The organism is Paracoccus kondratievae, from assembly GCF_009301415.1.
Classification (GTDB): Bacteria; Pseudomonadota; Alphaproteobacteria; order Rhodobacterales; family Rhodobacteraceae; genus Paracoccus; species Paracoccus kondratievae.
Map to the genome: position 1 here is coordinate 1,176,883 of NZ_CP045073.1, position 20,064 is coordinate 1,196,946.

At 62.6% G+C, this 20,064-nt stretch carries 22 protein-coding genes and 3 pseudogenes; 21 read left to right on the forward strand and 4 right to left on the reverse strand.

What is annotated here, in order from left to right; translation table 11 throughout:
• Positions 1 to 63 precede the first annotated feature (63 nt).
• From F8A10_RS17170 to F8A10_RS17200, 7 genes and pseudogenes are all read left to right on the forward strand, one after another.
• Positions 64 to 1,314: a Zn-dependent hydrolase gene (locus F8A10_RS17170; protein WP_152367995.1), complete on the forward strand. Its 1,251-nt coding sequence runs from the start codon at positions 64 to 66 to the stop codon at positions 1,312 to 1,314.
• A gap of 74 nt (positions 1,315 to 1,388) precedes the next feature.
• Positions 1,389 to 2,840, forward strand: a complete 1,452-nt coding sequence (gene hydA, locus F8A10_RS17175) for a dihydropyrimidinase (RefSeq protein ID WP_152367996.1) — start codon at positions 1,389 to 1,391, stop codon at positions 2,838 to 2,840.
• Between the two features lies 1 nt (position 2,841).
• Positions 2,842 to 3,627 (forward strand): ABC transporter ATP-binding protein, encoded by a 786-nt coding sequence (locus F8A10_RS17180; protein ID WP_152367997.1) that lies wholly within the window; start codon positions 2,842 to 2,844, stop codon positions 3,625 to 3,627.
• Positions 3,628 to 3,669: 42 nt separating this feature from the next.
• Positions 3,670 to 4,533, forward strand: a complete 864-nt coding sequence (locus F8A10_RS17185; RefSeq protein WP_152367998.1) for an ABC transporter permease — start codon at positions 3,670 to 3,672, stop codon at positions 4,531 to 4,533.
• Positions 4,530 to 5,378 (forward strand): ABC transporter permease, encoded by an 849-nt coding sequence (locus F8A10_RS17190; protein ID WP_152367999.1) that lies wholly within the window; start codon positions 4,530 to 4,532, stop codon positions 5,376 to 5,378. Before F8A10_RS17185 ends, F8A10_RS17190 begins: the two co-directional genes overlap by 4 nt.
• Before the next feature lie 46 nt (positions 5,379 to 5,424).
• Positions 5,425 to 6,405 (forward strand): ABC transporter substrate-binding protein, encoded by a 981-nt coding sequence (locus F8A10_RS17195; protein WP_152368000.1) that lies wholly within the window; start codon positions 5,425 to 5,427, stop codon positions 6,403 to 6,405.
• A gap of 8 nt (positions 6,406 to 6,413) precedes the next feature.
• Positions 6,414 to 6,596 (forward strand): annotated as a pseudogene (locus tag F8A10_RS17200) (IS3 family transposase); the annotation flags it as partial.
• Between the two features lie 749 nt (positions 6,597 to 7,345).
• Here the strand turns inward: F8A10_RS17200 and F8A10_RS17205 are convergent.
• The 3 genes and pseudogenes from F8A10_RS17205 to F8A10_RS17215 all read right to left on the reverse strand — a co-directional run.
• Positions 7,346 to 7,922, reverse strand: a pseudogene (locus tag F8A10_RS17205) (IS5 family transposase); the annotation flags it as partial.
• A 159-nt stretch (positions 7,923 to 8,081) separates the two neighbouring features.
• The gene (locus F8A10_RS21540) at positions 8,082 to 8,264 is read right to left on the reverse strand and encodes a type II toxin-antitoxin system RelE/ParE family toxin (RefSeq protein ID WP_227493469.1); all 183 of its coding nucleotides are present in this window, start codon (positions 8,262 to 8,264) and stop codon (positions 8,082 to 8,084) included.
• Positions 8,261 to 8,506 (reverse strand): type II toxin-antitoxin system ParD family antitoxin, encoded by a 246-nt coding sequence (locus tag F8A10_RS17215; protein WP_152368001.1) that lies wholly within the window; start codon positions 8,504 to 8,506, stop codon positions 8,261 to 8,263. Before F8A10_RS17215 ends, F8A10_RS21540 begins: the two co-directional genes overlap by 4 nt.
• A gap of 172 nt (positions 8,507 to 8,678) precedes the next feature.
• On the opposite strand from F8A10_RS17215, the gene F8A10_RS17220 reads away from it, so the two are divergent.
• From F8A10_RS17220 to F8A10_RS17265, 14 genes and pseudogenes are all read left to right on the forward strand, one after another.
• Positions 8,679 to 10,733, forward strand: coding sequence for a type VI secretion system Vgr family protein (locus tag F8A10_RS17220; RefSeq protein WP_152368002.1), 2,055 nt, complete (start codon positions 8,679 to 8,681; stop codon positions 10,731 to 10,733).
• The gene (locus tag F8A10_RS17225) at positions 10,730 to 11,608 is read left to right on the forward strand and encodes a hypothetical protein (protein WP_085503210.1); all 879 of its coding nucleotides are present in this window, start codon (positions 10,730 to 10,732) and stop codon (positions 11,606 to 11,608) included. The genes F8A10_RS17220 and F8A10_RS17225 overlap by 4 nt, the downstream gene beginning before the upstream one ends.
• Positions 11,608 to 12,285 carry a hypothetical protein gene (locus tag F8A10_RS17230; protein WP_085503212.1) on the forward strand — a complete coding sequence of 226 codons (678 nt, stop codon included), beginning with the start codon at positions 11,608 to 11,610 and terminating at the stop codon, positions 12,283 to 12,285. Before F8A10_RS17225 ends, F8A10_RS17230 begins: the two co-directional genes overlap by 1 nt.
• A gap of 34 nt (positions 12,286 to 12,319) precedes the next feature.
• Positions 12,320 to 12,493 carry a hypothetical protein gene (locus tag F8A10_RS21215; protein ID WP_176224584.1) on the forward strand — a complete coding sequence of 58 codons (174 nt, stop codon included), beginning with the start codon at positions 12,320 to 12,322 and terminating at the stop codon, positions 12,491 to 12,493.
• Positions 12,494 to 12,715: 222 nt separating this feature from the next.
• Positions 12,716 to 12,886 (forward strand): hypothetical protein, encoded by a 171-nt coding sequence (locus F8A10_RS21220; RefSeq protein ID WP_176224585.1) that lies wholly within the window; start codon positions 12,716 to 12,718, stop codon positions 12,884 to 12,886.
• A gap of 188 nt (positions 12,887 to 13,074) precedes the next feature.
• A pseudogene (locus tag F8A10_RS21950) lies at positions 13,075 to 13,581 on the forward strand (DUF2169 domain-containing protein); the annotation flags it as partial.
• 148 nt (positions 13,582 to 13,729) lie between these two features.
• The gene (locus F8A10_RS21225) at positions 13,730 to 13,900 is read left to right on the forward strand and encodes a hypothetical protein (protein ID WP_193668343.1); all 171 of its coding nucleotides are present in this window, start codon (positions 13,730 to 13,732) and stop codon (positions 13,898 to 13,900) included.
• Positions 13,897 to 14,454, forward strand: coding sequence for a PAAR-like domain-containing protein (locus F8A10_RS21545; RefSeq protein ID WP_227493534.1), 558 nt, complete (start codon positions 13,897 to 13,899; stop codon positions 14,452 to 14,454). The genes F8A10_RS21225 and F8A10_RS21545 overlap by 4 nt, the downstream gene beginning before the upstream one ends.
• Positions 14,451 to 14,972 (forward strand): hypothetical protein, encoded by a 522-nt coding sequence (locus F8A10_RS21550; RefSeq protein WP_227493470.1) that lies wholly within the window; start codon positions 14,451 to 14,453, stop codon positions 14,970 to 14,972. Before F8A10_RS21545 ends, F8A10_RS21550 begins: the two co-directional genes overlap by 4 nt.
• An 11-nt stretch (positions 14,973 to 14,983) precedes the next feature.
• Positions 14,984 to 15,775, forward strand: coding sequence for a hypothetical protein (locus tag F8A10_RS17245; protein WP_152368003.1), 792 nt, complete (start codon positions 14,984 to 14,986; stop codon positions 15,773 to 15,775).
• Complete coding sequence (locus F8A10_RS17250) at positions 15,763 to 15,966, forward strand: hypothetical protein (protein ID WP_152368004.1); 204 nt, start codon at positions 15,763 to 15,765, stop codon at positions 15,964 to 15,966. Before F8A10_RS17245 ends, F8A10_RS17250 begins: the two co-directional genes overlap by 13 nt.
• A gap of 6 nt (positions 15,967 to 15,972) precedes the next feature.
• Positions 15,973 to 16,737: a hypothetical protein gene (locus tag F8A10_RS17255; RefSeq protein ID WP_152368005.1), complete on the forward strand. Its 765-nt coding sequence runs from the start codon at positions 15,973 to 15,975 to the stop codon at positions 16,735 to 16,737.
• Positions 16,738 to 17,023: 286 nt separating this feature from the next.
• The gene (locus tag F8A10_RS17260) at positions 17,024 to 17,785 is read left to right on the forward strand and encodes a hypothetical protein (protein ID WP_152368006.1); all 762 of its coding nucleotides are present in this window, start codon (positions 17,024 to 17,026) and stop codon (positions 17,783 to 17,785) included.
• Between the two features lie 503 nt (positions 17,786 to 18,288).
• Positions 18,289 to 18,567, forward strand: coding sequence for an SH3 domain-containing protein (locus F8A10_RS17265; RefSeq protein ID WP_085503243.1), 279 nt, complete (start codon positions 18,289 to 18,291; stop codon positions 18,565 to 18,567).
• A gap of 587 nt (positions 18,568 to 19,154) precedes the next feature.
• Here F8A10_RS17265 and F8A10_RS17270 read toward each other — a convergent pair.
• A protein-coding gene (locus F8A10_RS17270) for an IS5 family transposase (protein ID WP_152366692.1) occupies positions 19,155 to 19,912 on the reverse strand; the annotation gives its coding sequence in 2 pieces (ribosomal slippage) (positions 19,155 to 19,576 and positions 19,576 to 19,912; 759 coding nt in all).
• Between the last annotated feature and the right edge of the window lie 152 nt (positions 19,913 to 20,064).

Genomic DNA, 20,064 nt, shown 5'->3' on the forward strand with positions numbered 1-20,064 from the left:
TGGTCAGAAATGGATTCGTCGCAAGAGGGCCAAAGCCCCGAAGCCGACAGGGAGATCAATGACATGCCATCACCCGGAGAGAATCTCCGCATCGATTCCGCGCGCCTGTGGGACAGCCTTATGCAGATGGCGCAGATCGGCCCCGGCGTCGCCGGCGGCAATAACCGCCAGACGCTGACCGATGCCGATGCCGAGGGTCGCGCCCTGTTCAAGCTCTGGTGCGAAGAGGCGGGGCTAAGCCTTGGCGTCGACCGCATGGGCACCATGTTTGCCACCCGTGCGGGCGAGGACCCCGATGCTTTGCCGGTCTATGTCGGCTCGCATCTGGATACCCAGCCGACGGGCGGGAAATATGATGGCGTGCTTGGGGTGCTGGCCGGGCTGGAACTGGTGCGGACGCTGAACGATCTGGGCATCCGCACCAGGCATCCCATCGTGGTGACGAACTGGACCAATGAGGAGGGCGCGCGGTTCGCGCCCGCCATGCTTGCCTCGGGCGTTTTCGCCGGGGTGCTGGACCTCGACTATGCCTACTCCCGCAAGGATCAGGAAGGTCTGACCTTTGGCGACGAGCTAAAGCGCATCGGCTGGGTCGGTGAGGAAGAGGTCGGCGCCCGCAAGATGCACGCCTATTTCGAATATCACATTGAGCAAGGCCCGATCTTAGAGGCCGAGGGCAAGACCATCGGGGTAGTGACGCATTGCCAGGGGCTGTGGTGGCTGGAATTCACCCTGACCGGACGCGAGGCGCATACCGGCTCGACGCCGATGGACATGCGGGTGAATGCCGGACTGGCCATGGCGCGGATCTTTGAGATGGTGCAAGAGGTGGCGATGGCCGCCCAGCCCGGTGCGGTGGGCGGTATCGGACAGGTAAAGTTCAGTCCAAATTCGCGCAATGTGTTGCCGGGGAGCGTTGTCTTTACCGTGGATATCCGCAGCCCCGATCAGCCCAAGCTGGACGGAATGCGGGCCGAGATCGAAAAGCGCGCTGCCGCAATTTGCGCCGATCTGGGCGTTGGCTGCGCGGTCGAGGCCGTCGGCCATTTCGATCCCGTGACTTTTGATCCGGTGCTGGTCGGCCGGGTACGCTCGGCTGCCGAAAGGCTGGGGCTTGAGCATCGCGATATTATCTCAGGCGCGGGGCACGATGCCTGCTGGGCGGCTAAGGTGGCGCCGGCCACCATGATCATGTGCCCCTGTGTCGGCGGTCTGTCGCATAACGAGGCCGAAGAGATCAGCCCCGAATGGGCTGCCGCTGGCGCTGACGTGCTGCTGCACGCCGTGCTTGAGACGGCAGAGGTGGTCGCCTGACCGCATGAGCCGGTTCAGGGGCGTCACGCGTCCCGGACCCCAAAGATTTCTGGGAAACGGAGAGGGACTGAGGCATGAGCACGGTCATCAAGGGCGGCACCATCGTCACCGCGGATCTGAGCTATTCCGCGGATGTGCTGATCGAGGGCGGGCGGATTGTTCAGATTGGCGCGGGTCTGACGGGCGACACGGTTCTGGATGCGACGGGCTGCTATGTCATGCCTGGCGGGATCGACCCGCATACCCATCTGGAGATGCCCTTCATGGGCACCTATTCCAGTGACGATTTCGAAAGCGGGACACGCGGCGCCTTGGCGGGCGGAACCACGATGGTGGTGGACTTCGCCCTGCCTGCGCCCGGTGAAGGGCTGCTTGATGCACTGAAGAAATGGGACAACAAGGCTGGGCGTGCCTGTTGCGACTACTCTTTCCACATGGCGATCACCTGGTGGGGCGAGCAGGTCTTTAATGAGATGCAGGCGGTGACCGAGCGCGGCATCAACACCTTCAAGCATTTCATGGCCTATAAAGGCAGCCTGATGGTGAATGACGAAGAGCTGTTTGCCAGCTTTCGTCGATGCGCCGAACTTGGGGCGATCCCGCTGGTCCATGCCGAGAACGGCGATATCGTCGCCAGCATGTCCACCAGGCTGCTGGCCGAGGGGAACAAGGGTCCCGAGGCGCATGCCTATTCCCGCCCAAGCCAGGTCGAGGGCGAGGCGACGAACCGCGCGATCATGATCGCCGATATGGCAGGCGTGCCTCTATATGTCGTCCATACCTCTTGCGAGGAAAGCCATGAGGCGATCCGTCGGGCGCGGATGCTGGGCAAGCGGGTCTGGGGTGAGCCTTTGATTCAGCACCTGGTCCTGGATGAAAGCGAATATGCCAACCCCGATTGGGACCATGCCGCGCGGCGGGTGATGTCGCCGCCTTTCCGCGACAAGCGCCATCAGGACAGCCTGTGGGCCGGGCTTGCCTCAGGCAGTCTAAGCTGCGTTGCAACCGACCATTGCGCCTTTACGACCGAGCAAAAGCGCTTTGGCATCGGCGATTTCACCAAGATCCCGAACGGCACTGGTGGTCTTGAAGAGCGGATGCCCATGCTCTGGACCACGGGTGTCAGGACCGGGCGGTTGACGCCGAACGAATTTGTGGCGGTAACCTCGACCAATATCGCCAAGATCCTGAACATCTATCCGCAAAAAGGCGCAGTGCTGGTCGGCGCGGATGCCGATCTGGTGGTCTGGGACCCCGAGGCGCGCAAGGTCATCACGGCCTCGGCCCAGCAATCCGCCATTGACTACAACGTCTTTGAGGGGCGCGAAGTGGTCGGCCTGCCCCGATTTACGCTGACGCGCGGGGTCGTGGCCGTGACCGAGGGCAAGGTTGATACGCATGAAGGCCATGGCCGCTTTGTCGCGCGTCAGCCCAGGGGCGCAGTCGGTCAGGCTCTTTCCACATGGAAGGCGCTGACTGAACCCAGGCCGGTGCCGCGCGCCGGTATTCCGGCCAGCGGGGTGTAAGGTGGAGGCGGCACCTGTGGTCATCGAGGCCCGGCACCTGAACCTCACCTTTCCCACAGACGACGGCCCGGTCCATGCGCTAAAGGACGTGGACCTGATCGTTGAGGCTGGCGATTTTGTCAGCTTCATCGGCCCGTCGGGTTGTGGCAAGACGACGCTTTTACGCTGTATTGCCGCGCTGGAGACGCCAACCGGGGGCAGCCTGACCGTGCGCGGCATGACGGCCGATGCGGCACGGCAGGCGCGAAGCTATGGCTATGTCTTTCAGGCGGCGGGGCTATATCCCTGGCGTACCATCGCCGGAAACATCCGCCTGCCGCTTGAGATCATGGGTTATCCCAAGGCCGAACAGGCCGAGCGGGTTCAGGCAGTGCTGGATCTGGTCGAACTGGGTCAGTTCGGTCGCAAATTTCCCTGGCAGTTGTCCGGGGGCATGCAACAGCGGGCAAGCATCGCCCGCGCCCTGGCTTTTGACGCCGGGATTCTGCTGATGGATGAGCCTTTCGGCGCGCTTGACGAGATCGTGCGCGACCGCCTGAACGAAGAGCTGTTGCGGCTGTGGCAGCGTACCGGCAAGACCATCGTCTTTGTCACCCATTCGATCCCCGAGGCGGTCTATCTGTCCACCAAGATTGTCGTCATGTCGCCGCGTCCGGGGCGTATCGCAAAGGTGATCGAAAGCCCGCTGCCCCGGGTCCGGCCCCTGGATATCCGCGACACGCCTGAATTCATCCGCATTGCCCATGAGGTGCGCGAAAGCCTGCATGAAGGGGGGCGCCATGACTAAGGTTGCGGTCCTTATGCATGACATGGCCGGAAAGGATGCGACATGAACCGCGTCCTGCCGGTCCTGACCGTGCTGTTTGCGATCCTTGTGATCTGGTACGGCGCGGCGGTTATCCTGAACCGGGCGTGGGTGCTGGATCAGGCGGCGCGCTCGGGGACCGAGGTGGGTTTCGGCCAGATGCTGCACGAGACGATGACGCAGGAACGGCCGGTGCTGCCTGCGCCCCATCAGGTGGCAAAGGGGCTGTGGGACGGTATCGCCGGGCAAAAGATCACCTCGAAACGCAGCCTTGTCTGGCATGCCGGGGTAACACTGTCGGCGACGCTGGCCGGGTTTGCTCTGGGGACTGCCGCGGGCCTGCTGCTCGCCATCGGCATCGTCCACAACCGCGCGATGGATATGAGCGTGATGCCATGGGCCATTGCCTCGCAGACCATTCCCATCCTGGCGATCGCGCCGATGGTGATCGTGGTTCTGGCCTCGCTGGGGATCAAGGGGCTGCTGCCCAAGGCGCTGATTGCCGCCTATCTGAGCTTTTTCCCGGTGCTTGTCGGCATGGTCAAAGGCTTGCGGGCACCGGACGGGATGCAGCTTGACCTGCTGCGGACCTACAGTGCCTCGCAGGGCCAGACCTTGCGGATGCTGCGATTACCGTCCTCGGTCCCCTATCTCTTTGCGTCGCTGAAGGTCGGGATTGCGGCGGCACTAGTCGGCACCATCGTGGCCGAGCTGCCGGCGGGCGCGACGGCGGGGCTTGGGGCGCGGTTACTGTCGGGCAGCTATTACGGCCAGACGATTCAGATATGGGCAGCACTGTTTGCCGCCGCCATCCTCGCCGCGGTCCTGGTGATGCTGATCGGCGCGGCTGAGCGGGCTACCCTGAAACGCATGGGGTTTGTGCGATGAGCTGGCAGGGCTGGGCCGCAATCCTTTTCTGGGCGCTTGCCCTTGCGCTGAACGTGCAGATCGCAAACCGGTACGGCAATGCGCGGTGGGCGCGGGTATTTGTGCCGACCCTGTTTGGCATCACGCTGCTGGTACTGTGGCAAGGTCTGGTGCGCGGGCTGGCGGTCAGCCCCGTGATCCTGCCCGCGCCAAGCGATATCGCGGCGCGCTTTGTGCAAAGCCTGCCATTGCTATGGGGGGACTTCACTCAGACGATCCTGAAAGGGGCGCTGTCGGGCTATGTCATCGGCTGCACGACAGCGGTTCTGACGGCCATCGCGGTGGACCGCTTTCCCTTCCTGCAGCGGGGGCTGTTGCCGGTCGGGAATTTTGTCGCCGCCCTGCCAATCGTCGGTATCGCGCCTATTCTGGTGATGTGGTTCGGTTTCGACTGGCAGTCAAAGGCGGCCGTGGTCGTGGTCATGGTATTCTTTCCGGTGCTTGTGAACATGGTCGCGGGGCTTGCTGCAACCGATGCGCTGCAACGCGACCTGATGCGGACCTATTCCGCAAGCTATCGTGACGCGCTGTTAAAGCTGCGCCTGCCTGCGGCGATGCCCTTTCTCTTCAACGGGTTAAAGATCGCGACCACGCTTGCCCTGATCGGTGCCATCGTGGCCGAATTCTTTGGCTCACCAACGCGGGGCATGGGCTTTCGTATCTCGACCGCTGTGGGGCAGCTGGATCTGCCGCTGGTCTGGGCCGAAATCGCCGTGGCGGCGCTGGCCGGCAGCGGGATTTTCGGCCTGATGACGCTTGCCGAAAAGGCAGTCACCTTCTGGCATCCCTCGCAGCGGGGGCGATGATTTCAACCAGCCCGGGCAAATCCGGCAACCAACAGTGGAGACGGGAATGAACAGATTGCTGATCGGAGCCGCTCTGGCGGCCCTCGCGGTGGGGGCAGCACAGGCCGAAGAGGTAAAGTTGCAGCTGAAATGGGTGACGCAAGCCCAGTTCGCTGGCTACTACGTCGCCAGGGACAAGGGGTTTTACGAAGAAGAGGGGCTTGAGGTCGAGGTCATGCCCGGTGGTCCCGATATCTCGCCCACGCAGGTCATGGCCGGTGGCGGGGCCGATGTAACGGTGGACTGGATGCCCTCGGCCCTTGCGGCGCGGGAAAAGGGACTGGCGCTGGTCAATATAGCCCAACCGTTCAAAAGCTCGGGGATGATGCTGACCTGTCTTAAGGAAAGTGGTGTCGCCGGGCCCGAGGATTTCCGTGGCAAGACGCTGGGTGTCTGGTTCGGCGGCAACGAATATCCATTCCTCAGCTGGATGGCGACGTTGAAGATTCCGACCGATGGCTCACCCCAGGGGGTGACGGTACTGAAGCAGGGCTTTAACGTTGACCCGCTTTTGCAAAAGCAGGCGGCCTGCATCTCGACCATGACCTATAACGAATACTGGCAACTGATCGATGCGGGGCTGAAGCCCGAAGATCTGGTGACTTTCAAATATGAGGATGAGGGTGTCGCCACGCTTGAAGACGGGCTTTACGTCATGGAGGACAAACTGACGGACCCGGCTTTTGTCGAGAAGATGGCGAAGTTCGTCCGTGCCTCGATGAAGGGCTGGAAATACGCCGAAGAGCACCCTGACGAGGCCGCCCAGATCGTCATCGACAATGACGAGACCGGCGCACAGACGCTGGAGGTGCAGGCCCGGATGATGGGTGAGATCGCCAAGCTGACGGCCGGCTCGAACGGGGCGCTGGACCCGGCGGACTATGACCGGACGGTAAAGGTGCTGCTGGGCGGTGGATCGGATCCGGTAATCTCGAAAGAACCCGAGGGGGCCTATACGCTGCAGGTCACCGACAAGGCGCTGCAATAAGCGCGACGGTGTTCATGCTGCTGCGCTGCGAAGGCGAGCCGTCCGAGATCTACCGCAGGGAAGGGTCAACGGTGCGTAAACGCAAAGCGTGCCGCAAGGCCATTGGAACAAGGGCCTCGATCCTGACGAGGGCGTGGGCCAATGCGCGCTGGTCGCTCGGCTTCGTGTATGACCAGTTCGCTTGGCCGCGTTCACGAACAGGCAAATCGCGCTGAGCTGTTCGACGAAGGGCAGCTTCCGCTACGCAAAGATGGTGCCGGAGGTCGCGCCGAACTGGCGATGACAGGCCACACATTTGAAGCCCTTACGGGCCTGTCAGGTCGTAGACATCGGTGTATCTGCAGGCCGGACAGACCGGCGCGCCGTCTGTCTCAGGCCAGCGCCAGCCGGCAGAGCCGGCGATAGGGGCCTTGCCCGCCATCGGATATAATCGCCTTGAGCGAAAGTGTTCGTGCCGCCGCGGAGAGAAGAAAGTGCTTCGCCATGGAGGGCTTCCAGAGCCATAAAGTTCACATAATGTGCTCAAAGTCCACCACGTCAACATCATGGTGTGTTTGCTACCTAACACCGCGTTCTTGGACGTGACCATGTTCCACGCGCCGGGTGATCGCTCAACCCGTACTGTAAGGCGTAAATCAGCCGCCGGCTCCGGTCACGGAATAATGTATGGGATTGTACCGCTTGCACGAGATGTTTCAGACAGCAACCGATCAATACTACTGCAAAAGTCCAATTTGAACATCGCAGGACGCAGATTGCACATAAGCACGGCAGTAGTTTTTCGCGGCTGCCGCTTTGATCTGTTGGCCCCTAATTTCTCTCCTCGGGTTGCGGTTGGCCTGCAGTTTCTGATGCGCTAACCTGGATGTGACTGCAAGTTGTTGATTGAAAACGCGAAGCTGTCATATCCAGGATACGCAAAACCCCGGACATAACCAGGTCATGTTGCCAAATGGCGGAGCCATAGCCTGATGCAGGCGATGTCAATGAAGCCGAGGAAACTGTCTGCGGTTTTGTCGTAACGGGTCGCCAGCCGGCGGCTGTTCTTCAGTTTGTTGAAACAACGCTCGACCATATTGCGCAGTGTGTAGATGTCATGTCGACAGCCTTGCGCACCTTTGGGTTCTTTCGCATCGGGATCATTGGCAGGGCGTTGCGGCTCTAGATATCTTCCCGAATTTTATCAGAGTCATAGCCCCCGTCTGCGACCAGGACGGCTGACTGCGGCAGGTTGTCAGCCATCACCAGATCATAGCCGGTGTAGTCGGAATCCTGCCCCGGCGTGATCCCGGTCCTCATCGGGAGGCCCGCGCCGTTGACGCGGAGATGGATCCTGGTCGGGAACCCACCTCTCGAACGGCCAGGAGCCTCTTTCGGAGTCCCCCTTTTGCGCCCGCTGCATGATGACGGGCGCGGATCACGGTGCTGTCGACCATCTGCAGCTTGTCCGGCGCGAGCTTCGCGTGGTTCAAGGCATCCAGGATGTCCTCCCGCAGCCCGCCGATCGTCCAGCACCTAACAAGCAGTTGGGCGTAGGCAAATGAGCGGATTGCAATATTTGCACCTGCGCCGCTACAGATGCCGCCCGGTGTCCTGCGCGCCGTGCGGGATGCGGACGATTCCCAGCGTATCGCCCAGATCCCGGAAGAAGATGACATGCGATCCGCTGCGGCACTTCAGATAGCCTGGCCGAACGTCCACTTTTCTGCTGCGCCTTTCACCCGATGCCAGCGCCCGGCGCCAGTGCGCAACTCCTGCACATAGCGCCGGGCTTGCGCGAGGCTCCATTCGCCTTCCGTGTAGTCCCGGATATCCCCCAGATCGACCGTTGCCGCGACGGTAAAGGCCAATGCCTTCATGCGTTGCGGCCGGCCATCTTGCGGGCAATGAACTGGTCGAGGTCGAAGCCTTCCGCCCGGCCGGATGCCTCTCCGGCGATCAGGGCGGCCTGCAACGCCTTCACCCTGGCCTCGTGCTCCTCCAGAAGCCGCAGCCCCGCCCGCATGACGTCGCTGGCCGAGCCATAGCGGCCGCCCTTCACCTGCGCGTCGATGAAGCTGACGAAGTGATCGCCGGGCGAAACCGAAGTGTTGTGGGACATGCGGGCCTCCTGCGCGTCGATACTGGATATTGCGAAGAAATAGTATCAGCCGCAATTGCCGGATCTCTGCCGCCGGATGGGCAGATTGGCTTATCGGCTTGGCATTTCCGCTTTGATCATGCACACTTTCAGCAGCTTAGTTTGACCTGTTTCCTCCCGACGAGGCTTGTTCATGAACGCCCCCCTTCGCCAGACCGAGCGTCTCGGCCGTCTGACCACCGCGCTTGGCGCTGACATGCTGGCGCTTCTGCGCTTTGACGGCACGGACCATCTCAACGACCTGTTCGAATACCGCGTCGAGGCGCTGGCCACCCGCGATGATCTCGACTTCGACGCGCTCATCGGTACCCATGCCACGGTCGAGATCGAGGGCCGTGAGGGCACCCAGCCCTTTGACGGCATCGTCACGCAGGCGCGATGGGCCGGGGTGGGCGAGAACGGTCACCGCTATGATCTGGTGCTGCGCCCGTGGTTCTGGCTGGCGGGGCGGCGGCGCAACCAGCGGATCTTTCACAACAGGACCGTGGTGCAGATCCTGCGCGAGCTGCTGTCGGACTATGCCCAGCTCGGCGATCCGGCGCTGGATGTGCAGCTGTCGCAGGACTATCCGGTGCTGGAATACACGGTGCAGTACCGCGAGAGCGACCTCGACTTCGCCCGCCGCCAGATGGAGCGGCACGGGATCAGCTTTCATTTCCGCCACGCCATGGGCAGCCACACGCTGGTGCTGACCGATGACGTTCTGGCGCATGAGACGATCGGCGCGCGGCCCTATAAAAGCTACGACGGCCACCACCAGGCCGAGGGTGAGCATTTCTGGGACTGGACGCCCGAGCGCAACATCACCACCGGGGCGATCCGGCTGACCGACTATAACTTCAAGCATCCTAATCAGGCGATGGAGGTCGACCGGCTGGGCGATGCCGCCCATGCGCAGGGCCAGATCGAGAGCTTCGATTATCCGGGCGATTACCTGGCGCAGGACGTGGGCAAGATCGTGGCGGGCCTGCGCACGTCGCAGGAACGTGGAGCGGACCGTCGCAACCGGGCGGTGGGCGATTGCCTGAGCCTGCGGTCTGGCAAGCGGGTGACGCTGTCGGGCGACCGGATCCCCGGCACGGACGAGAGCTACCTGTGCCTGTCAGCATCGCACCACTTCGTGTCTGAGGCCTATGGCTCGGGTGGTCAGGGCAGCGACGGCTATGCCTTTACGGGCAGCTACGTGCTGATGCCCGACACCGCGCCGATGGCGCCCCCGCGGCGCACGCAGGTCCCCGTGGTGCATGGCCCGCAGACGGCGATGGTGGTGGGCGAGGGCGAGATCGACTGCGACGAATACGGCCGCATCCTGGTGCGGTTTCACTGGGACCTTGATGCCGCGCATTCGATGCGCTGCCGGGTGTCGCAGAACTGGGCCGGAGCAGGCTGGGGCGGCATGGTCATCCCCCGCATCGGCATGGAGGTCGTCGTCGAGTTCCTTGAAGGCGATCCAGACAAGCCGCTCGTCACGGGCTGTGTCTATAACGGCAAGAACAAAGTGCCGTATGATCTGCCCAAGCATAAGACCAAATCCGTGTTTAGGTCAGATACGCATCAGGGGCAAGGGTTCAATGAGATCAGTTTCGAGGATCAGGCCGGACGGGAACGCATCTATCTTCATGCCCAGCACGATCATGAAGTGCATGTCCAGAACAACCACGCAAAGCGGGTCGATGTCAGCGAGGTCGAAAGCATCGGAAACAGCAAGTATTCCGAGATAGGCATGGACTTCAGCTTTCAGATCGGCGGCAATGCCACGACCGAGGTGGGCGCGGCGGATGTGCAGCTGGGCGCGACCAGGGCGCTGGCCGCATTCGATGACGGGCCCTTGCGACTGGCGTATGAGGCGACCTTGCCGGGCGGCCCCGACCCGTCGCGCGGGCATTACAAGCTGATCGTGGCGCAATCCCGCACCGAGGCGATCGGAACGCAGTCCACCACCCGTGTCGGGGACAGTGGCACTTTGGCCGTTGGAACGTCCTACGCCGTGAATGTCGGGTCCAGGATGTCTGTCACGACAGGCACGGATTCTTTTGAAACTGTGGGCGGCGGCCGGTATTTCCACGTCACGAAAGAGATCGACCTGCGTTGTGGTGCATCGCGCCTGCTTCTGAAAAGCAACGGCGAGATCGAATTGACCGGGGTGCACATCAAGCTGAGCGCCGACAACATAGATCTGAACGAATGATGCGTGCGCTTGATATCGTGACTGCTGGCGGCCTGCTGATTGCGCCTTGCGTCGCATTCGCCGCTGGCTGCACCCTGCCCGGTCATCCGCCCGCCAAACTGGTCGCCATGTTGTCGCCTGATTGCTTCGACGACGCGCTGCAAGTCGGAGCGGATGCCCGGTCGGCGATGGACTACGGTTTTCCCTCGCGGTTGTTCGGGCTGCTGCCCGAGGCCGAGGCGGTGGAACTGGTCGCGATGGCCGCGCAAGAAGGGGACCGCGGCTTCTTTGTCGCCGACCGCAGCATCTTGGACCATGTCGGTGCGCTGCCGGGACCGGCGGCCGACTTCGTCACCGCCTCACTGGCTCCGGCCGAGACTCTGCGGATGGGTGAGGCCAGCGCAGATTTCCTGATGGCCGTGCCGCTGTGGGGCCAGCCGGAAAATGGGCCGCTGCTGACCGGCTATTGCGCCGGACACGACTGTCAACCGACTGAAACGCACTGCCCCGACCGCATCGGTCTGGCGGACAAGCTGGCCGTGGCCAGCGGCAGCATGACGCTGCAGCAGGCCCAGGCACTGTGCCCGCCGTCCTTTGAATGGCTGCGGGCGCTTCGTCAGGCCGGGCTTGTCGATACGTCTTGCACCTCGACCATGCAGATCAACCGGACGATGGCCGATCCCGCATTGCTGGATGCGGCGTGCTATCCGCCCGACCTGTCCCTGATGGATTTGCCGGCTGCAACCTCGGCTGATGCGGTGCGCTACCTGCGCCAGCATCTGACGCATTCCCCCTTGGCACCGATCCCGGCAGGCAGCCTGGATTACATTGCCAGCCAATGGCCGGAACTGGCCGACTATCTGCAGGCCATGAACAAGCAGGGAGACAAGGACTGATGGTCGAACTGACCCACGAACAATTCGAAGCGTTCATGTCAAAGACCGATTTCGACTTTAGCACGCCTTCCGGGTGGGAGGAGTTCTTGGCCGAGCGGTCCCTGGGCGGCACCGGCCGCGATGCCGATGGGGTTCAGCTACGCGATGTCAAGAACTATGCCGTCGGCACGGCTTTCGTGAACACCATCGGCGAGCCGGCGCGCGTGCATTTCCAGGTCAGGACCCTAGGTACCGGACTGGCTTTACCGCCTGGCATTCTTTACGTTTACCATCCCGATGCGTCTTGGCGAAAGAAGGTCACGACCTTTTATGTCGGACCTCCCACCTCTTCCCTGGATTTTCGGATGCAAGCTGGTGGCGGCGGAACCCCGACCCGGCCGGAATGGGGCTCACTTTACTACATCGTCCTCAAGTCCGGCGAAATTCCCGGCCGCGGCGCGGCTCGCACCGCCGCGAACCATGCGCTGCGCGAGGCGTTCAAGCGGTCTGGCTGGTTCTTCACGCGCGGCTTCAAGCTGCTGACCCGGGGTGAGGCGGGTTACAGCGTCAGCGTCCGAGTAGGCTCGAATGAGGTGGTGCGCGACTATTTCATGCCGCAGAAGATCTTTTCCGAAGAGGCGCAAGAGCGATTACGCGAGATGGGTGAGCGGGCGGTTTCCGCTTTCGACCCCGGCTGACCCGGCCCTTGACCAGTGGAAGGCAGAAGTTCGCATGTTTAGGCGCATTGCCGCAATCCTGAGGGTCTTGGCCGAGGCCGGTCTGGGCTACGCCCTTTTCGCGCTTGGCGGGCTGGCGATCGGTGTGGGCGTGCAGATGGGTTGGTGGCTGCTGGCGGTGTTGGGGATCGCCGTGGTGTTGGCCGGGTTCTGGCTGATCGGGCTTTAGTGGAAGTGATCAAGGAAAGCGCATGACGACGCATGAAAGGCTGGGCAGTCTTCGGCTGTGCCGCATCCTTTCCATAGCCGAAAACGGCCGGCCGGTTCTGGAGGGGCCCAATGCCCGCATCCTGTGTGCCGGCCGGGCACAGGTATCCGACATCGGGAGAATGGCGGTCTGTCAGGACATTGCCGAGGTAGATGAAAGTCTGACGGTGGTGCTGGGTGCTGGGTGCTGGACGATGAGCGAAAGCCCCAGAATGACGGGGTCGTCATCATCCGCAACGGTCAGGCTTCGCTGGCCTTGTATCCCGGCGGACGCATCCGAATGACGGGGCTCGACATTGGTATCGATGCCGAGCAGGGCTTCACCGTGCTGGCCGGACGGATCGACCTCAACTGATGTGGCAACTTCAGAACCATACACCTCATGCGGCACGGACCGGGTTTTATCGCGATCACCGGGATGCGATCTTCTGGGGGCTGTGGATAAAGGCCGCCTTCATGCTGTGAGCGGACCGTCCGCCGCTGTTCTTACGAAACGGAGCGGTCTTGCACGACGGCCCCCTGAAGGCACCGGACGACCCGGAAATGCCCTTGGAGGACAGCGACCTGCAGCCACCGAAAGCGGCGGTCGATCTGCTTCTGACGGCCCGCGCCATGCAGCCCGCCACGGCAGATCCGAAGCCGATCCTGTTTCGCCTGGGCGACTGGCGACGTGATTTGCTGCTGATGCCGCCCCGGCGGCGCAACTGGCGCGGTCTGCCTACGTATGACCGCGACGCGCTGCCGCGATGCGTTTCGCTGAACGGTCGGGCATCCCATGGTGGCCCGGATCACCCCGACAACCCGCTGGGCTGCGACAACTCTGACGGCGCCGATGCGCCGCTCCCGGTGCTGATCTCGCCCGAGGATCAGGGTGCGCGGCCCGGTCGGGCTTTGGTTCCTGTGACAATCGGGGCGCTCGCTCCGCACTGGCCGGGAGGCGTGCGGTTGGCGGGAACCTATGACAAGGCATGGCAGGAAACCCGCGCGCCGCTCCTGCCGCGGGATCTCGACCCTGCCTGGTGGCAGGCCGCGCCTGTCGAACAGCGCCTGCCCCGGCCTCTGCCCGCCCACCCCGTGCTGGAGGCAGGAGGGCTTGTCGGCACCGGCACGGCGGATGCGCCGTCGCGCTATCCGCTGGCACCGCGCCGCGCCGGAGTTGTAGACGATCCGTGTCGATTTCGACAGGCTTCAAGTCCACATGACCTGGCTGGCGTCCTGGCGGCTGGCGAGACCCGAAGACGACGTGACCATCGGCACCACGCGGCCTGCCGCAGGCGCGACCGACAGCTTCCGCGCCCTTCCCGAAGACGCGGCCCTGTTCGATGCCAGCCCGTCCGGCCTACCCTTCCAGCCCGAGAGTGCAGCATGACCGTCACCATCCGCGTCAACGGCCTGACCATCACCCATCGCGGTTCGGGCCGGCCGGCACAGCAACTCGGCCCCCGATGTCTGCAAGACGCCGGGCGGCGGCGTGCCGGTTCCCTATGCGATCACCGCCGTCAATCCCGACATCGACCGGGCACCACGACCGTGCACGCCGACGGTGGCAACATGATCGCCATCCGGCCGTCGATCTTCACGCGTTGCTCCGGCGACGAGGCCGGCTCGATGGGCGGCATCATTTCGGGCACCTTTCTCAAGCGCAACCATTGGATCACCTATTCGCCGAATGTCCGTCCATGCCGAAGGCGAAAACATCTGCCGCCTGACCGACAAGCTGTTCATGAACGACCGCAATACCATTTCGGGTGCTGGCGGGCAGGTCGAGACCAGCTTGTCCACCGGCGACGCGATCCTGGATGCGCTTTGCGTGATCTTTTGCGAATCGCGCGACGAATGGCACCGCTGCCGGGCCAAGCCGCCGGCGGGCGGCTGCAAAAGACCGTCGAAGATCGCGCAGCGAAAGGCGCAGACGGCGCTTGACCAACCCGGATCCGAGCTGCGCAAGGCGATGGGCCGCCGCTTTCCGGGCGCCGTGGGCGCGGCCGAGCGCAGCCGAAGACCGGGCGCTGGATGCCGGGCGCAAGTTCTACACGCAATCCGGCCTCAAGGACGCTCCGCGCCGCGCCGTGCGCAAGGCGGTCACCGAGGCCGGGATCAATCGTGCCAAGGCGATGGGCAAGCGGTTCTGGATGAAGATGGTCCCAGGCCTGAACATCCTCTCGACCGCGCTCGACGTCTATATGACCGCGCAGGACATCTACGACATCATCAAGATGGCCGACAGCTTCATGGACGATGCCGTCCGCATCCAGCCCGATTTCTCGGTGCTGGACAAGGACGGAGGCGTGGCCGAGATCTATGACTTCAAGTTCGACGCCGATCCGGATCAGGACAGCTTTTCCGACAGCCAGAAACGGCTTTATCAGAACGTCACGGGCAAGCCGCCGGTCGAGGTAAACAACGCGACCTGCAACTGCGACGCCCGCGGGGTCAGTTGACGGGTCAGATCATGCCGCAAATCCTTCACGCCACCGTCCGCAACTATGACGAGCCTATCGCGCTGCCGGTCTTTCGCATCGGCTTCGTGCTGGACGGGATGCTGGACCAGCCGGGCTGCCGCACGGCGGTTCTGGCCATGCTGGATGTCTTCACCGCGGAATATGGCGCGCAGCTCGCCTATATGATGCTGGCCGGCGCCGGCGGAAAGCCCGGCAAGCTGATCGCCTTCGACACCGGAAAGCTGGCCCAATGGCGCGAGCGTATCGTCGAGGGCCTGCTCAGGAACCGCAGCCTGCGGCTTTACGGCGCCGACGACAACCCGCTTACCGTGCCCTTTGCGCCCTTCTTGTCCCTCGACCACGACCGCCACCCCCTGACGCGGATCGAGATCTGCATCCCGTGGGACGCCCAGGACCTGCTTGGGTTCTCGGCGCGCATCGACCGGATCGCCCGCGCCGCACCGGTCAGGTTCGGCTTTCAGGGCTACGGTTTCGCGGGCAGCCCGGTTGCGGGCTTTTCCGAACGGATGCTGCCTGCGGCGTTCCTGCGCTATCGCACCGCGCTGATGGGCGGTGTGCTGGGCAAGGAAACCTGCCTGTTCTACAGCAAGTCCTTCGTCGCCATGCGCAGGCTCGACCAGCAGCGCAAGGGCGCCGGAGGTCCGCCCTATGACTATCAGCCCGGCATTCCCGACATGGGCTGGCTGACCTATGTCGGTCCGGCCTTTGCCGGGCGCCTTTCGGGAGTTCCCGAAGACCCCCGGATCAAGGTCGATGAGCAGGGGGGGGAATGGTCATGGTGACCGTCGGCGACAAGCCGATCTGGGGCGACCTCAACCAGGGCGAAGATATTTCCGCCTGGCGCGAGGCCCAAACCTTTCTCCGCCCCGCCTTTTGCAGCCGCAACCTGCTGGGAGCGCTGACGCTGGGCAGCGATCCCGCCGACCTGGCCTCTGTCGAGACGGCCGCGCAATATCTCGACCGCCTTGCGTGAGGGCACATGACCTTTGACGATCTGCTGAAACCGCATTTGCCCCGCTTGCCGGCGATCTTGCCCGCCGAGATCCGGCAGGCGACGATCCTGGTCAGGCACAGCCCCGATGCCGTCTCGCGCGGCATCCCCGCCCGGATCGCCGAAGCGGTCGAGGAACGACTGCGCGATGCCCCGCCGCTGCTGCGGGCGGGTTTCGCGGCGGTGGCGCCTAGATCGGGCAGGGAACTCTCGCTGAATGTCCTGCCGAGTCAGGATGGCTATGCGATCGAAATTGCCGATGCGGCACATACCCCTTTGCTGGCGCAAATCCTGTTTCGCCTGCTCATCGCTGAGAACCAGACGCCTCCCGATGCCTGGCAGCGTCTTCTGGCGGCGCTTGATGGGGACGAAGCGGCGGCGCAAGACGCCTTCGCGCCGCTGGGTTTCGCAACCGACGTCGCCACGCTGCGCTTCGAGGCGCAGGGCGCCGGACAGCAGGACTTCACGCTCACCCCCGCCCTCCTGCGGTCGGAACTGGCCGGAATCGTCGAACAAATATTCGCGGACGGGGAACGACAAGGCTTCTTGCTGCCAGCGGCTGCCGTTCTGGACGAGGACCAGGAAAACGGCTTCCTGTCGCTGCAGAACGCTCGGGTTTTTTCCTCGGATCTGGACCGGCGTGCTGGAGATTTTCCTGGAAGAAGATGCCGCTTCCTCCATCCTGGTGGCGGAAGGCTGGACCGAAGACCCCGTCTGGTTGGCCGAATTGCTTTGGACCGTGGCACAAGGTGAGATCGCGCCTGTGCGGCGTGCGGACTGATATGCAGCAACACCTCGTCGCAATGGGCATCAGTTCCTGCCTTGGGCAGGGTCTGTGGGAGCATCATCGGAAGATTGCAGCGCGAGACCACCGCTTTCGCCGGCAGAGGACGTTTCTGGGCAGCGATTTCAAACCGCAGCTGACGGTGTCCCCCGGCGATATTGGCGAGCAATCCGCCCTTTCGCGCTTCATGGAGCTGGGGGCAGAGGCGATTGCCGATCTGATAGCCTTTCCCATGCTCCCCTTGCCGGGCCGCGATTGTACATCGCGATCGCTCTGCCTGTTTCTTGCCCACAGCAGGGGCTGAGGCCGTCGGATTTGCAAGAGTTGGGAGATCGGCTTTCCGAGACGATCCTTGGACATCTGGCTGGCGATTTGGCTGCCTTGCGCCTCTACGCAAAAGGCGCCGCCGGTTTTGCATGGGCGCTCCGGGATTTCGCCGCCGCGGCGGTCCCCGAGGACGCCCTAATCATATTGTCCGGAGACAGCTATCACTGCCGCGTGCGGATGAATGCGCTTTTGGCGCAGGGCCGGCTTTTCAGCCGAAAGCATCGCTATGGCCAGATCCCCGGCGAGGCGGCTGTCGCGGCGCTATTCACCCCTCGCGCGCCGGAAAAGGCGATTGCTCGCATCACCGGAGCGGCCATAGAGGTGGAAACTCTTCGCGAGGGCGAGACAGGCGCGACAGACTTTTCAGCAATGTCCAAGGCCTGTCTCTCGGTACTTCCGGCAGATCAATTGCCGTCGTGTTGGCTCACGGATTGGAACAATTCCCGCTATGGCGCGGCCGAGCTGTCCTATGCGCAACTCAGACTGGCGGGGCGCTTCGAAAGGGATTTCGAAACCCTGCACCTGCCATTGGTTTTCGGCAGCACAGGTGCGGCGGGACTGGGAGTCGCGCTGGCGGCTTCGCTTTCCCGGCCTGGGTGCAGCCTTTTGACGGGTTCGGTTGAGCTTTCTGCAGAACGGGCCGCGCTTGCATCTGTCTCCTGTGGTTCAGGGAAGCCTCATCCCCGCTGATCGTGCAATTCAAGCCGGCCGGCTGCTGCTGGAATGAAGGGAAGTCGCCAGGAAATAGGCTGGTCAACAGCGCAGGATTCGTTCAAGATTCCCACCGAGAACGAAGCAAGACTTCGTGAAATTTCACATCCTTGATTGTGGCGTTTCAGAGAGTCTTGCCTTTTGTGCCAAAAGGCGACCCTCTGGTGAGGTCAAGAGCTTCGCGGCTGAGTTCGCCGGGCCGGACCGCTTGCATGCACTTTGCCGTGTAACCCTAGAGGCGATCGTCGGTCACGGCCCAGAACCGCTCGTCGGACGCCCCCCCATGCTGCATGGCCGCATTCTCCGAATGCTGCCGCTCGACTGGCGCCACGGCGAAATCCCGACCAGAATCGCTGCTCCAAGGGACGGAACGGGCCTTCGATGGCTGGTCTTTTGCAAGCCTTTCATCCGCGCCCGGCACCTGCCTGCTGTCATTCAGCGTGATGGTGTCGTAGTGATGGCAAAACGATTCAGGTCAGGCAATGCGAACTCATTTTTCTGCTCTTCTCGCTCTCATGATCGTCACCGGATGCGCGGTCGGTTCTGGTGCAGTGGTAAAGGGCGTCGGGCCAGGTGATCTCCTGAAGCTGCGCGAAGGCCCTGGCCTCAACCACAACATCATCATCGGCCTGCCTGACGGAACGCGCCTCACCCGCCAGAACTGCGTCACGAACAACGGCAAGGTCTGGTGCAGGGTCTCGCTCGCCGACAGGCCCGGTATCTCGGGTTACGTTTCGGCGGACTATCTGGCGCATCGCTGACAGCAACATGGTCGGCCCAGAGCCGCCAGTCAAACCCGAGTGCGCGCCTTAGCGCAGCGCATCCGAACCGGACGCTGGTGCGCGCCGCAGCATGTCGTGGGTTGGTTGGCCGATAACGCAGGGCTCAAAAATGGCTCTGAGGTTACGATTTAACTTTCAGATCTGCGATTGCTTCGAGCATGCGAGCTATCGCTTTCGCACCTTCTGGCGTTTCATCCCATATCCTTCGAATGCTCGACTGAACCTGCGCCCAAGAAGGATCAGACCTCTCCGCCCTGGCCTCTGACCTTGGGAGCTTGACGTCCAGTGCCATGCAAACTTGCACGACATTGTGGCTCAGGGTTTTGAAGCTACCGGCGCAAATCCGGCTGACCTGACTTGGGTGGACGCCGGCGACCCGTCCAATCGCGGCGTTCGTTATGCGCTTTTTCGTGTATGCCTTGGCGATTTTGGCTCGAATCGCATCAAGTTGCTTGTCAGATAACTTCATGCAAATTAGCACGACAAAATTAATGTATATTTGCAAGGATGAAGATATGGACGATATTCGGTTCTACCGCGCGAGCGAGAAGCCCTAGGCTCCGGACTCATAGCCAAAAGATGACGATGGCGGCGAGAGCGATGGCGGAGAAGAAGGCCTTGGGGCACCGGTCGTATCTGGTTGCGACACGTCGCCAATCCTTGAGCCGGCCGAACATGATCTCGATGCGGTTGCGGCGTTTGTAGCGGCGCTTGTCATATTTTGCCGGAGTTTTCCGCTGTTTCCGGCCGGGGATGCAGGCGCGTATGCCCTTGTCTTGCAACGCTTCCCGGAACCAATCGGCGTCGTAGCCACGGTCCCCGAGCAGCCAGTCGACATCCGGCAGGCTGCTGAGCAGTGCCCGCGCTCCGATGTAATCGCTGATCTGACCGGCAGAGACAAAGAAGTTGATCGGGCGGCCCTTGCTGTCGCAGATGGCATGTAACTTGGTATTCATGCCGCCCTTGGTGCGGCCAATCAGGCGGCCACGCCCCCTTTTTTCGCGCCCAGGCTGGACGCGGTGCGATGGGCTTTCAGATAGGTGGCGTCGATCATCACTGTCTTTTTCTCGCCGTGCTGAGCGGCCAGGCCAGCCATCATCTGCGCAAAGATGCCCTTGTCGCTCCACCGCTTCCAACGATTATAAAGCGTCTTGTGCGGACCATACTCTTTCGGCGCATCGCGCCACCGTAAGCCATTGCGATTGATGAAGATAATCCCACTCAAGACGCGCCTATCATCGACACGAGGCTTGCCGTGGGGCTTCGGGAAATAGGGCTCCAACCGCGCCATCTGCGCGTCGGTCAGCCAGAAGAGATCAGACATGTTCACCGCTCGTTTTCGAGCCGTGAATCACGCAACAGACCTGAAATCAATGGGTCCTGACCCTAGCCTGAACGGCAGCTTCCTGTCTGACCCGGTTACGCGATCAAATGACCACCTGCATTGGCTGTGGTTGTCTCTCGACTCGCGATTGC

What these genes read in the sequence shown, in the direction of transcription:
- F8A10_RS17250 (WP_152368004.1), top strand. Translation starts at nt 15,763, where the DNA reads ATGGTCATGGTGACCGTCGGCGACAAGCCGATCTGGGGCGACCTCAAC.
- hydA (WP_152367996.1), top strand. Translation starts at nt 1,389, where the DNA reads ATGAGCACGGTCATCAAGGGCGGCACCATCGTCACCGCGGATCTGAGC.
- F8A10_RS21540 (WP_227493469.1), bottom strand. Translation starts at nt 8,264, where the DNA reads ATGAAGGCATTGGCCTTTACCGTCGCGGCAACGGTCGATCTGGGGGAT.
- F8A10_RS17190 (WP_152367999.1), top strand. Translation starts at nt 4,530, where the DNA reads ATGAGCTGGCAGGGCTGGGCCGCAATCCTTTTCTGGGCGCTTGCCCTT.
- F8A10_RS21215 (WP_176224584.1), top strand. Translation starts at nt 12,320, where the DNA reads ATGTTTAGGCGCATTGCCGCAATCCTGAGGGTCTTGGCCGAGGCCGGT.
- F8A10_RS17185 (WP_152367998.1), top strand. Translation starts at nt 3,670, where the DNA reads ATGAACCGCGTCCTGCCGGTCCTGACCGTGCTGTTTGCGATCCTTGTG.
- F8A10_RS17225 (WP_085503210.1), top strand. Translation starts at nt 10,730, where the DNA reads ATGATGCGTGCGCTTGATATCGTGACTGCTGGCGGCCTGCTGATTGCG.
- F8A10_RS17265 (WP_085503243.1), top strand. Translation starts at nt 18,289, where the DNA reads ATGCGAACTCATTTTTCTGCTCTTCTCGCTCTCATGATCGTCACCGGA.
- F8A10_RS17245 (WP_152368003.1), top strand. Translation starts at nt 14,984, where the DNA reads ATGCCGCAAATCCTTCACGCCACCGTCCGCAACTATGACGAGCCTATC.
- F8A10_RS17220 (WP_152368002.1), top strand. Translation starts at nt 8,679, where the DNA reads ATGAACGCCCCCCTTCGCCAGACCGAGCGTCTCGGCCGTCTGACCACC.
- F8A10_RS17195 (WP_152368000.1), top strand. Translation starts at nt 5,425, where the DNA reads ATGAACAGATTGCTGATCGGAGCCGCTCTGGCGGCCCTCGCGGTGGGG.
- F8A10_RS21545 (WP_227493534.1), top strand. Translation starts at nt 13,897, where the DNA reads ATGACCGTCACCATCCGCGTCAACGGCCTGACCATCACCCATCGCGGT.
- F8A10_RS21225 (WP_193668343.1), top strand. Translation starts at nt 13,730, where the DNA reads ATGACCTGGCTGGCGTCCTGGCGGCTGGCGAGACCCGAAGACGACGTG.
- F8A10_RS17170 (WP_152367995.1), top strand. Translation starts at nt 64, where the DNA reads ATGCCATCACCCGGAGAGAATCTCCGCATCGATTCCGCGCGCCTGTGG.
- F8A10_RS17230 (WP_085503212.1), top strand. Translation starts at nt 11,608, where the DNA reads ATGGTCGAACTGACCCACGAACAATTCGAAGCGTTCATGTCAAAGACC.
- F8A10_RS17215 (WP_152368001.1), bottom strand. Translation starts at nt 8,506, where the DNA reads ATGTCCCACAACACTTCGGTTTCGCCCGGCGATCACTTCGTCAGCTTC.
- F8A10_RS17255 (WP_152368005.1), top strand. Translation starts at nt 15,973, where the DNA reads ATGACCTTTGACGATCTGCTGAAACCGCATTTGCCCCGCTTGCCGGCG.